Genomic DNA, 13,137 nt, shown 5'->3' on the forward strand with positions numbered 1-13,137 from the left:
GAACCCAACGCAGTCATATCTATCGACTCAATGAAGCGTATAAACTTGTTAAATGACGTACATGATTTCATCTGTTTACTTAAACAGGCTGGAGTCCCTACACCTTATCATATATACTGGCATTGATGTGAATATCGGAAAAGTATCAATGACGATGTGATAGACAGATACAACGATATGCTTATCGAAGCTAGCAGTATATGAGAGGGAGGTAGAGTTATTCCGCCAACGATGCAGGAGAAATTACGTCACGACGTAGCAGTAGCTACGTCACGACGTAACAACAACTACGTCCCGACGCAGTGACAGCTACGTCGTGACGCAGTTTCAGGAGCATCCTGCCCATTATCAAGTAAGGCTCTTTTGAAGTTCGAAATAGCTTTTTTGAAGTTCGAAAGAGCCTTTTTTTGAATCTAAAGTAAGCCTCACTTCCATTTTTGGTGATAAAAAGACGAAAAAAGGGCTTTATTGAACGCAAAAACCCTCGTTTTGTTCAGTCGATGCACCAAGCGCCCAATGAATAGAAAAAAACAAAAAGCAAACAAGAAATACCTGAATATCAGCTAATTATGCCTGTTTTAACATACATAGGGTGTGGCAATAGGTGACAATAAGGTGACAATAGAAATAGGGTCTATTGCCACCATTAAACCATTGTATGCCAGTAAGTTAGTATGCGTGTGGCAAATGTGGCAATAAAATCGAGAGTAAACTGATGCAAGTAGCTGCGTTGGGCATCGCAAGTACTTGCGAAGAGCAATGAAGCCTGTTTCGAAGGACATCGAAACAGGCTTCATTTATTTATTCTAGAATTCTGCGTTCTTTGGTGTACGTGGGAATGGAATCACGTCGCGGATATTCTGCATACCGGTTACGAAGAGAATCAGACGCTCGAAACCGAGACCGAAACCTGCGTGTGGGCATGAACCATACTTACGGGTATCGAGATACCAGTTCATATCCTTCATAGGGATGTTGCGAGCCTCAATCTCACCCATCAGTTTGTCATAGCTCTCCTCACGGACAGAACCACCGATAATCTCACCAATCTGTGGGAACAGTACGTCGGTACCCTGAACGGTCTGACCGCTCTTGCCACCGAAACCACTCTCCTCCTCGTCTATCTTCATATAGAATGCCTTGATAGCCTTAGGATAGTTGGTCATGATAACCGGGCGCTTGAAGTGCTCCTCTACGAGGAAACGCTCATGCTCTGAAGCCAAGTCATCACCCCACTCGCATGGGAACTCAAACTTCTTACCGTTGGCAATAGCCTCCTGAAGGATGCGGATACCCTCGGTATATGGAAGATGAACGAATTCGGAATTCAATACGCCTTCCAGACGGGCAATCAGACCCTTGTCTATCATCTTGTTCAAGAAAGCAAGATCGTCCTTGCAATGCTCCAGTGCCCAACGGATACAATACTTGATGAAGTCTTCCTCCAACTCCATCAAACCGTCCATATCCAGGAAAGCAACCTCTGGCTCTACCATCCAGAACTCAGCCAGGTGGCGAGGAGTATTACTGTTCTCTGCACGGAAGGTTGGACCGAAGGTGTAGATGGCGCCGAGTGCTGTAGCACCGAGCTCACCCTCCAACTGACCGGAAACGGTCAATGAAGTCTGCTTGCCGAAGAAATCATCAGAATAGTCAATCTTGCCATCCTCTGTCTTCTTCAGGTTGTAGAGGTTCTTGGTTGTAACCTGGAACATCTGACCTGCACCCTCGCAGTCGCTGGCTGTGATGAGCGGAGTATTGAAATAGAAATATCCATGCTCGTGGAAGTAAGTGTGGATAGCCATTGCCATGTTATGGCGGATACGCATCACGGCACCAAAGGTATTGGTACGGAGACGGAGGTGAGCATACTGACGCATGTATTCGAAGCTCTGTCCCTTCTTCTGCATAGGATAGTCGCTGCCGCAGAGACCGTAAATCTCGATGCTCTCGCACTGGATCTCAACACTCTGTCCGGCACCCTGGCTTTCTACCAGCGTACCTACGGCGCTGATACAAGCACCAGTAGTAATCTGACGGAGCTGATTTTCATCGACCTTTGATGGGTCGACTACTATCTGAATATTATTAATAGTAGAACCATCGTTAAGAGCGATAAAATCGACTGCTTTGCTACTACGATGGGTACGAACCCATCCCTTGACATTCACGATTGAGCCGTAGGCTGTACTCTTGAGCAAGTCTACAACTTTAGTTCTTTTTACTTTTTCCATTGTTTATTACTCTGTTTTATTCAAAAGCACCCATGCGGAGCATGTCTACCTCCTTCTCAGTAAGGAAGCGCCAGTCACCGCGACGGAGATTTTTCTTAGTCAAACCTGCGAACTGTACACGGTCGAGCTTGGTAACACGATAGCCGAGACTCTCGAAGATACGGCGCACGATACGGTTCTTGCCACTATGAATCTCGATGCCAACCTGTGCCTTGTCGCGATCATCAGCATACTCTACAGCATCTGCCTTGATCTCACCATCTTCCAAGGTGATACCCTCACGGATCTGATCCATATCGTGAGCAGTCAGGTTCTTATCGAGGTGAACGTGATAAACCTTCTTCTTCAGGAACTTAGGGTGAGTAAGCTTAGAAGCCAGGTCACCATCGTTGGTCAAGAGAAGTACACCTGTTGTATTACGGTCGAGACGGCCTACAGGATAGATACGCTCAGGACAAACATCCTTTACGAGGTCCATCACAGTCTTGCGCTGCTGAGGATCATCGCTGGTTGTAACATAATCCTTTGGCTTGTTGAGCAATACGTATACCTTCTTCTCCAAAGTTACAGGAGCGTCGTGGAACTTCACCTCATCGGTACGAAGGATCTTGGTACCCAACTCGGTAACAACCTCACCATTGACAGTTACCAGACCTGCCTGGATGAACTCATCAGCCTCACGGCGAGAGCAAACACCAGCATTGGCGAGGAACTTGTTCAAACGCAATGGCTCTGTTGGGTCGATGTTCTCCTCCTTATATTCGATACGCTTCTTCATGCTATACTTAGCATTTGGATCGTAACCAGGAGTGTGCTGACGGAAACCGCCACCACGGTTGTTGCCATAGCCACCACCCTGTGGACGACCATAACCGCCACGGTTATTGCCATAACCACCCTGCTGAGGACGACCATAGCCACCACCACGGTTGTTGCCATAGCCGCCACCCTGTGGACGACCATAACCACCACGGTTGTTATTACCATAACCACCCTGCTGAGAACGAGACTGGTAGCCGCCCTGCTGGCGTGGCTGATAGCCACCCTGCTGACGAGGCTGATAACCACCCTGCTCATCATTATTGTTGTAACGAGGACGATAGCCACCCTGCTGAGGACGAGACTGATAGCCTCCCTGCTGACGTGGCTGGTAGCCACCACGGTTGCTGTTACCATAACCACCACGGCTCTGATAGTTGCTGCGCTGTGGACGCTCGCTGCCTGTACTCTGCAAGCCAGCACCGAAACCTTCAGGACGGAAACCGCCTTCGCTGTTACTGCTACTTCTGTCGCTGCTGTATGCGCGATGTGAATTGATACGAGGACGCTGTGTGCGACCTACTGGTCGATAACTCTTCTGATAACCACCTGCTGGGTTGTAGCCCTCACGGGTTCTCTCATTCTCAGAAGACTGATCTTGAGGTTTGTTTTCAAATTCTGAATCCATTTTCTTAAAATACTTAATAGCCTCACGGCTGGGTTAATAAATCTAATTTTTACGTTTATATATGTACTAAAACTACAAAATTCCTTTGTGTATATTAGATACCTGTATAATTGCTTGGTGTGATTGCCATCAGTTCTGCCTTAACACTATCACTCACATTCAATCCCTGGATAAACTCATGAATAGTTTCCTCAGTCATGTGCTGGTTGGTACGTGTCAACGCCTTCAATGCCTCGTAAGGATGTGGATATGCCTCACGGCGAAGGATAGTCTGGATAGCCTCAGCTACAACTGCCCATGTATTATTCAAATCTTCCTGCAGTTTCTCCTCGTGAAGAATCAGTTTACGCAAGCCCTTCAATGTACTCTGGATAGCAATGACGCTATGACCGAGAGGCACACCGATGTTACGGAGTACGGTACTGTCAGTAAGGTCGCGCTGCAAGCGGCTAACCGGAAGTTTCTGTGCCAGGAACTGAAGAATGGCATTGGCTATGCCCAGGTTACCTTCACTGTTCTCATAATCGATAGGATTCACCTTGTGAGGCATCGCACTTGAGCCTACCTCACCTGCCTTGATCTTCTGCTTGAAGTAATCCATAGAGATATACATCCAGAAGTCACGGTCTAAGTCGATGATAATGGTGTTGATACGGCGGATGGCGTCAAAGATAGCGCCAAGGTAGTCATAGTTACTGATCTGTGTGGTATACTGCTCGCGTTCCAAACCGAGTTTTTCGCTGACAAACTTGTTGCCGAATGCTTTCCAGTCATACTGTGGATAAGCTACATGGTGAGCATTGTAGTTACCGGTAGCACCACCGAACTTAGCTGTAATCTTGCAAGCCTTGAGCGAATTAAGCTGCTCGGTAAGACGGTAAACATAAACCATGATTTCCTTGCCCAGGCGGGTAGGTGAAGCAGGCTGTCCGTGAGTCTTAGCCAGCATAGGCACATCCTTCCACTCATCAGCATAAGTCTGAAGTTGGGCTATCAGCTCTTCTACCTGTGGATTGAAGCACTCTTCCAATGCTTCTTTTACAGAGAGAGGTACACTTGTGTTGTTGATATCCTGAGATGTCAAACCAAAATGGATAAACTCCTTGTAAGCATCCAGGCCACCGATTTTATCAAATTCTTCCTTGATAAAATACTCTACAGCTTTTACATCGTGATTGGTAATCTTCTCGATGTCTTTTACGCGCTGCGCTTCATTTTCGTCAAAATTACGATAAATGTCACGCAGACGTTCGAACAGCGACTTGTCGAAAGAAGCAAGCTGTGGCAAAGGTAACTCGCATAGAGTGATGAAGTATTCAATCTCTACGCGTACACGATAACGAATGAGAGCATACTCTGAAAAGTAGTTAGCGAGTTGCTCTGTTTTTCCCCTATAACGACCATCAATTGGTGATATGGCAGTCAATAAATCTAAATTCATAACAATACGTATTATATATAGGGTGCAAAATTAATGAATTATCGTGAGAAAACAGAGAAAATAGTGATAAAATAATTTAAAAGCATAAAAAAAAGGTCTCTCAACATTGTTGAAAGACCTTCACCATTGTGGGCGTTGACGGATTCGAACCGCCGACCCTCTGCTTGTAAGGCAGATGCTCTAAACCAGCTGAGCTAAACGCCCTCTAAAAAAGTCCCTGCAACCACAAAAGTGAATCACAGGGAACACCCCCCGTGGGCGCTGACGGATTCGAACCGCCGACCCTCTGCTTGTAAGGCAGATGCTCTAAACCAGCTGAGCTAAGCGCCCTTACTTTTCGTAAGCGGTTGCAAAGGTACGACTATTTTTTGGTTCCACCAAATTTTTCAGCAACTTTTTTCGTTTTTTCTTCAAAAAAGTGCATTTTCTAGTGTTTTTCCTCAATTTTCAGGGTAAAAACGGTCAGTTTTTGCATTTCAATTGCCAAAAACAGCCAACCAAGAGAAAGCACTTACGATGGGACAGCAAAACCTCTTTCAACCCCAAAAGGTACTTATTGAGAAAGAAAAGTACTTTTTAAGAAATTCAAAGAAACAAAAAAGGCATTCTTCACGAGGAAGAATGCCCTATTCTATTTTTATACCTTATATTATATATACTGTATAATTACTCACCAACCTGAACAGTTGCACGACGGTTGTAAGAAGCAGGAGTCAAATCCTTAACACCACCATTAGCCTTTACAATGATGTTCTCCTTAGCAACGCCCAACTTAACGAGCTCGTTAGCTACCTTCTCAGCACGAGCCTTAGAAATCTTCTGGTTGATAGCTGCAGAACCTGTAGCGCTGTCAGCATAACCGTTAACTACCAACTTAGCGTTGTTGTCCTTAGCATACTGAGCGAGAGCCTGTACATTTACGAGATCCTTCTTAGAAGCAACCTTAGACTTGCCGATGTTGAAGAATACAGAAACTGGAGTAGCAACATACTCCTTAACTGCCTTTTCCTCTACAGGCTTCTGGTTGTTCAAGAGATTCTTCAAACGGTCGTTCTCTGCATTAGCATCGTTCAACTTAGCATTGAGAGCGTCGAGTTCTGACTGATGAAGAGCGTTGATAGCGTCAACATCTGGAACCTTGTTCCAAGTAGCCTTACCCAAGTTGTATGTAACACCGACCTCAACATTCAAAGAACGGTCGTGTCTTGCAATCACCTTGTCGATTGAGTGAGATGTGCTAGGCTTAGCACCTGCCAATACACCTGCGTAACCATCATAGTCGTTAGCACCTACTGTATAGTTTACATCGAGGTTGACAGCCCACTTGTTATTGATCTTGAACTCGTTCAAGATACCAACACCAGCTACAGGAGCATAGCAGTTAGCGCTCATGTTACGGTTAATACCAACACCTGCGTAAGGGATGCAATCCCAAAGACGAGCCTCGTTGTAACCACACAACATATTGCTAACATTGAACAAAACCTGCTCATTCAAAGTCCAATACTTATTTGCATTTGTTGACTTATCCTCAGAAACTACTGTACGACCCCATGCACCATTGAACTTAGTACGGAGACCGAGACCTGGTGTGAACCACTTACCTACAGCAACAGAGAAACCGAGATTGTTTCTGAAACCCTTGAGTGGGCTCTTAGAGAAACCATTGCCCTCTTCCTGGTTGCCCCAGAATGCAGAACCAGCAACGTTTGCCTGAACAAACCAATTGCTCCAGAAAGAATTTGTTGCTACGCTATACTTCTCAGTAGTTGCTGCATCCTGAGCCATACTGCCCATTGTTACGCTAGCCAATGCTAGCACTGCTAATAACTTTTTCATAACTTTATAATTTAAAAATCAATTTATATATATATACCTTCTGAATGACGGAGCAAAGATAATACTATTTTTTGAAATAACCTTCATTTTCTAAAAAAAATAGCATTTTTCGTTAACTTTTTAAAGAAAAACGGGATTTTTCCCTGCTTTTAACCTAAAAGATGCTCAATTTCCTGCTGACGGAGGATACAAAGTACCGACTTTCCGTCTGGCGTATAATTGACATTCTGGCAGGCAAAAAGATCATTCACCAGCCCCTCCATCTCTTCATTACTCAATATCTGCCCCTGAGGTATTGCAGCCTGGCGAGCCAGACTCAAAGCCAAAGTCTGATTGATTTCATCAATGGCTGATACGCCCTTTTCTACTGCAGAAGAAACCATGTCCTGTACCAGTTTAAGAGGATTCAATCCTTCAAGTCCGCCAGGAACTGAATTAACGGCATAGCTTCCACCTCCAAGATCTTCCAGTTCAAAGCCCATCGATTCCATTTCAGGCAGGATCTTTTCAAAGATTACCTTCTCAGACATCGGGAACTGCACAACCTCAGGAAAGAGGACTTTCTGTGAATGAAAGGTCCGGTCAGCCAACTGGCGCAAATACTGTTCGAACAAGACACGCACATGGGCACGATGCTGGTCGATAATCATCAATCCCGATTTTACCGCAGTCATGATATACTTACCTTTATACTGATAATGGGCTGGCGATTTCTCTGCAATGATACTGTCTGGCGTATTATCCTGACTAGAATCATCGGAAAACACCATGGTCTGTTCCATCCCCTGCACATCATCCTGATCTTTGAGTCCTTCATAAAGCTGTTCCCATTTTTCATCCACCTGAGGCTTTGGCTTAGGAACAGAGAAGCCTGCTCCCATAGGAACTGCTCCCATGGAAGAGGAAGACTTGAACGGATTATAACCAGGATTCAAACTGATCTTCGGTGCAGCAGCAGTGCTCATCTCTGGATTATAAACAGGGATGTCCGGTTTATCCTCGGTATCGAAATCAATGGTAGGTACATCATTGAACATACCGATGGACTCCTTGACCGAAGCCGAGAGGATTTGCCAGATAGCCTGCTCATTCTCGAATTTGATTTCAGTCTTCGTAGGATGAATATTCACATCAATATCCTTCGGATCTACATCAAAATACAGAAAGTAAGGCACCTGTTCACCCTGAGGAACCAGACGGTCATAAGCAGCCATCACAGCCTTATTGAAATAAGGATGTTTCATGTATCTCCCGTTGACAAAGAAGAACTGATGCACACCTTTCTTTCTGGCAGATTCCGGTTTGCCCACAAATCCAGACACCTTACACATAGTGGTTTCTACATTTACCGGCAGGAGTTCCTGATTGAAACGCTTGCCGAAGACATCGAGAATGCGCTGACGCAAATTAGCGGCACGCAAATTGAATACTTCGGTACCATTGCTATGTAAAGTAAAGGTGATTTGAGGATTTACCAATGCAATCCGCTCGAAAGCCGTCAGAATATTGTTCAACTCTGTAGAATTGGACTTCAGGAACTTTCTTCGAGCGGGTACATTATAAAAGATATTGCTGACAGAGAAGATACTTCCCACAGCACAGGAGCATGGCTCCTGTTTCTCATATCGGGAACCAGAAATCTGTATCAGGGTTCCTATCTCGTCGGTAGCCTGTCTTGACTTCAGTTCAACCTGAGCCACAGCAGCTATTGACGCCAAAGCTTCGCCACGGAAGCCCATGGTGCGAAGAGCAAACAAATCATCAGCCTTACGGATTTTGGAAGTAGAATGACGTTCGAAAGCCAAACGAGCATCTGTTTCAGACATACCTTTTCCATCATCTATCACCTGGATGTTGGTACGGCCAGCATCGGTAACTGTGACATGGATATTCCTGGCACCCGCATCGACTGCATTTTCGACCAGCTCCTTGATAACAGAAGCCGGGCGCTGTATAACCTCACCTGCTGCTATCTGATTAGCAACAGAATCGGGTAAAAGTTGAATAATATCACTCATCTCTAAATATTAATCATATAAGAAAATGATGCTTCATTATAATCAGTCAGTCAGTTTCTGAAGTGGAGCTTCATGACGCTTAATGTTCTTGAGTTCGGAGCCCTTGGATTTACCACGCCATACAAAGATATCATTCTTATCTTTAGGACGCAAGTCCTCAAACCAGGCAAAATTGTTAAGTTTATATTTTGCCGGCGGAATCTGCGTCATAGGATACATGGTAGATGTAAACTTATTGGTCCAGATTTTCTCCATCTTCCTGCCCGGTCCCATATACATGCGCATGGTATCGGTCTCCAGATAATTCAAGCCTATGAGCGAACTGTCCTTATCATCCGTCATATAATAGATGGTCTGCACATTACCGATAGACTCTCCTTGTTTAATCTCACCTTTTTCAAAGTAAGATTTCATCTCAGAAGAACTGATCTGATTGAAATGAACACTATCCGGCATCTGCTCTACAGACAGCGCCTGTCCGATGACATGGGCAAAACGAACGGTAGAGTCGTTCATGAAGACCAGAATCTTCTCGCCCAGCAACTGACGGTTTCCATTCCAGACGATAGGATCCTTATACATGGTCATGCAGGAATCCTGAGAATTGAAAACCAGGGAATCGCAGATGGCCTGCATATCCAGGCGATAGGCACGGACCTTAGGATAAGCATGCACCTTACGGTATACCGAATCGGTATTGATATGGAAGGTATTGATACGCATGGTATCAGAATGAACCCAAAGGGTATCTTTCTGCGAATAGTCGATTGCTACAGGATTGCGGGTAGCAAAGCCATTACCGGTTTTTTCGTTGTAACGCAGATAATTGCAAGTAAGGGAATTCTTGCTCTTCTTATCTACATAAACCACATTGCCATATCCGGTACTCTCTCCATCCTTTACATAATAGAGCGTATCACCCGTAAGTGTCTTGTCTTTATCTATAACCGTAGAGCGGCCGTAAAGCTGTGCTCTATCGGTCTTGGTATCATAATATCCGTCTTCTGTCTTGACAACACTTGCACCGGAAACGATCTTAGAAGGTCCTACCATGTGAGCCTTTGACTTACGGACATCGTAATACAAAGTGTCGGTGGTAACAACATCCTTGCCGCTGCGCAACTTGACATTATAAACAAACTTAGCCTCACGCGTTTCGGTATGATACTCACCCCAATCGGCAACCAGCTTATCCTTACCATCAATCAGCGTTCCGCCGTCAAAGAAGTTTGCCATATTATACAAGCGGTCGAAATCCAAGCTATCAGTACGCAAAGTCTGCCGACGATGATGTAAGACCACATTCTTGCGTGCTCTCATCATCTGCATCTGCCCATCATACTCTGCTCTATCACAAGTGAGTGACAAGGTGTCTCCCTGCCGGTAATGAACATGTCCGAAAGCTTTCACAGAATTAGAAGCCTGATAGAAATACGCGCTGTCACAGGTAAGATGACTGCCCTGATGCAAGAAAGAGACCTTACCTTTCAATATTTGGGCATCAGGATTATTACCGAACATATCATAGTACAATTCATCTGCATGCAAAAGATATACGCGGTCACCATGAGGGCGTTTTCTGGCATGCTTCTTTGGAGCCTGCATGGCTTGCATCAGACAAAACCCAAACAGGCATAGAACCATAACCGATATGATTCTATGCCCTCTGATATGATTATTTAATCTTTTATTTATCATTTAATCCAACCTTGATATTCAAACTTACAATCCTTATAGCGATCGTTCATACGAACATAAGTCTGCTTGATTTTATTGACTACCCAATCGTGCAAGGTCTGGGCACGCTCCTTAGCCAACACTACATCCTTCATCACCTGAAAATCTTCGGTAATAGTAGCTCTATGTCCGTCAACACGGCTTACCAGTTTTACCAAAGCACAAGTGGTTTTACCCTTGGAATTCACCATCGTGAAAGGTGCAGAAACCTCACCTACCTTCATTGTATCTACCATACGGGCAACCTCGGTAGGTAAATCCTTCATCTGGAAGCGGGAAGTTCTTGACTGGTCAGGAGTAACATTGGCCATCAAACCCTTGTTGTTGCGGGTATCCTTATCATCAGACAATGCTTCAACAGCCTGCTCAAAGGTAAACTTAGCGGCACGGATATCATTACCGATAGAATCCAGACGGCCGATAGACTTATCAATAGCATCTTGAGAAACCTGAGGCTTGAGCAGGATATGGCGACACTTAATCTTATCACCACGCTTATCAATCAACTGGATGATATGATAACCAAACTCAGACTCAACAATCTTTGAGATTTTCTTAGGATCGGTAAGATTGAATGCTACATTTGCAAACGCAGGATCCAACATACCTCTACCGATATAATCCATCTCGCCACCCATACGGGCTGAACCCGGATCCTCAGAATAAAGACGAGCCAAAGTAGCAAAAGAAGTCTCACCCTTATTCACACGGTCAGTAAACTCACGCAACTGATTTTTCACACGGTTAATCTCCTCAAGAGGAATACGTGGCTGCATGGTAAGAATCTCAACCTCTACCTCTGTAGGAACAAAAGGGATACTGTCTGCAGGTAAATCCTTAAAGTATTTACGTACCTGAGCTGGAGACACCTTGATATCCTTCACCAGTTCCTGCTTCATCTTCTGAATCAGCTGTTGGTTTTTGAAATCATCATGCATCTGCTGGCGCATCTGGGTGATACTTTGCTTGCGATACTCCTCCAGTTTTTCACGAGAACCAATCATGGAAACCCAACTGTTGATCTGTTCGTCGATACCATTCATGACTTCTGACTCAGATACTTCGATACTATCGATAGCTGCCTGATGGAGAAACAGTTTCTGAACGGCAATCTGCTCAGGAATAGAACAGTCTGGGTCACCAGAATATTTAATACCTTCAGCCTCAGCCTGCAAACGGGTTACCTCGACGTCTGACTTCAGGATAGCCTCATCGCCGACAACCCAAATTACTTCATCAACCACACTACCCTCATTGATTTTCTGAGAATCGGCAGCAGCTTGTTGCTTGATATTTGCAGAATCAGCCTCATGAGCCAAAGCACTACGGCTTGCTCTTGTTGCACTAGCACTTATTCCTACTATCATCAGCAGGGCTATAAATGCCATTGTCATTTTATATCCAGTATTCATGTATTGTTTCTATAATATATTAATGTATATTGAGAGTGGTCAACATGCTATGGAAAACCACCACTTTATATTTCTTCTTCAATTGTGCGACCCATTGTTTCTCTAACGAGTCTTGATAGTCAGCAAGTACCACATCCGGGTATTCGCCATTCCGGGGCTGATTAACCTTCATTTTCTTCAGGCGCTTCATTTCCCATTTGTATTTTTTCTTATTCTTGGCATAGAAGGCAGCCAGACCTTTTTTATCAGCAGCAGCCTTATCCCAAATATTACGCTGGCAGATTTCATTCAGCAAAAGGTTTTCTACTTCCTCCTGCTGCTGGTAGGTTCCCCGCCAATTTTCTACCTTAGCATCAGCAACATATTTTTTCGGATTACCATCATCATGTTTATCCAGCAACTTGACGATATGATAACCAAACTCAGACATAAACGGTCTACTAATCTCACCCTTTCGCAGAGAGAAAGCTACTTTTTCAAAAGCCTGCACAGTCTGACCTTTTGTAAACCATGCCAAAGTCCCCCCATTGACCGCAGACCCTTTATCATCAGAACACTTTTTTGCCAGGTCTGCAAAATCTGCACCTTTGCAAAGAGCCTGATAAATAGAATCGATTCTTCTTTCCACTACCTCCTGTTCCTGGTAAGATGCTTTCTGTCCCAATCTCAAGAGGATATGTGCAACATGAACACTGCCTTTATCGAGCATCAACTCGCATGACTCGACATCATCATATCGTTTCAACACACGCCTGATATTAGGCAAAGTATCGAGATGAGCATCCTTAGCAGCTTGCACTTTCAGCTTATAATCAACAAAGCCATCGGTAAACACCTTGATACTTTTAGAATCAACCGTATTTCCCAAATGATTTTTCTGATAAAAGTACTCAAATTCCGACTTCTTGACAGATTGACCATCAATAATCATAACAATTGGGTCGGTATGAGCAAAAGCAATGCTCCCCGAAAGGAGCATTGCCGCTATAAGTGCATAAAACTTCATATT

General features: G+C 44.5%; 8 protein-coding genes and 2 tRNA genes. All 10 read right to left on the minus strand.

All coding sequences use genetic code 11. From position 1 onward, the window contains the following. Positions 1-806: 806 nt before the first annotated feature. A complete protein-coding gene (gene asnS, locus FO447_RS08990; RefSeq protein ID WP_200756098.1) occupies positions 807-2,234 on the minus strand; it encodes an asparagine--tRNA ligase in 1,428 nt (475 codons plus the stop codon). Between the two features lie 16 nt (positions 2,235-2,250). Beyond that, positions 2,251-3,681: a pseudouridine synthase gene (locus tag FO447_RS08995; protein ID WP_200756099.1), complete on the minus strand. Its 1,431-nt coding sequence runs from the start codon at positions 3,679-3,681 to the stop codon at positions 2,251-2,253. Between the two features lie 94 nt (positions 3,682-3,775). Next, the gene (gene purB / locus FO447_RS09000; protein WP_117587393.1) at positions 3,776-5,122 is read right to left on the minus strand and encodes an adenylosuccinate lyase; all 1,347 of its coding nucleotides are present in this window, start codon (positions 5,120-5,122) and stop codon (positions 3,776-3,778) included. Between the two features lie 129 nt (positions 5,123-5,251). Then, positions 5,252-5,326, minus strand: a tRNA-Val gene (locus FO447_RS09005). Positions 5,327-5,377: 51 nt separating this feature from the next. Beyond that, positions 5,378-5,452, minus strand: a tRNA-Val gene (locus FO447_RS09010). Positions 5,453-5,788: 336 nt separating this feature from the next. Then, a complete protein-coding gene (locus FO447_RS09015; protein WP_117695013.1) occupies positions 5,789-6,961 on the minus strand; it encodes an OmpA family protein in 1,173 nt (390 codons plus the stop codon). Between the two features lie 149 nt (positions 6,962-7,110). Next, positions 7,111-8,979, minus strand: coding sequence for a DNA mismatch repair endonuclease MutL (gene mutL / locus FO447_RS09020; RefSeq protein WP_117695011.1), 1,869 nt, complete (start codon positions 8,977-8,979; stop codon positions 7,111-7,113). A gap of 42 nt (positions 8,980-9,021) precedes the next feature. Further along, the gene (locus FO447_RS09025) at positions 9,022-10,623 is read right to left on the minus strand and encodes an OstA-like protein (RefSeq protein ID WP_411197701.1); all 1,602 of its coding nucleotides are present in this window, start codon (positions 10,621-10,623) and stop codon (positions 9,022-9,024) included. Between the two features lie 50 nt (positions 10,624-10,673). After that, positions 10,674-12,128, minus strand: a complete 1,455-nt coding sequence (locus tag FO447_RS09030) for a peptidylprolyl isomerase (RefSeq protein WP_118066444.1) — start codon at positions 12,126-12,128, stop codon at positions 10,674-10,676. A 19-nt stretch (positions 12,129-12,147) separates the two neighbouring features. Next, positions 12,148-13,134 (minus strand): peptidylprolyl isomerase, encoded by a 987-nt coding sequence (locus FO447_RS09035; RefSeq protein WP_200756100.1) that lies wholly within the window; start codon positions 13,132-13,134, stop codon positions 12,148-12,150. Between the last annotated feature and the right edge of the window lie 3 nt (positions 13,135-13,137).

Origin of the sequence: Segatella copri, from assembly GCF_015074785.1 — a bacterium.
Classification (GTDB): domain Bacteria; phylum Bacteroidota; class Bacteroidia; order Bacteroidales; family Bacteroidaceae; genus Prevotella.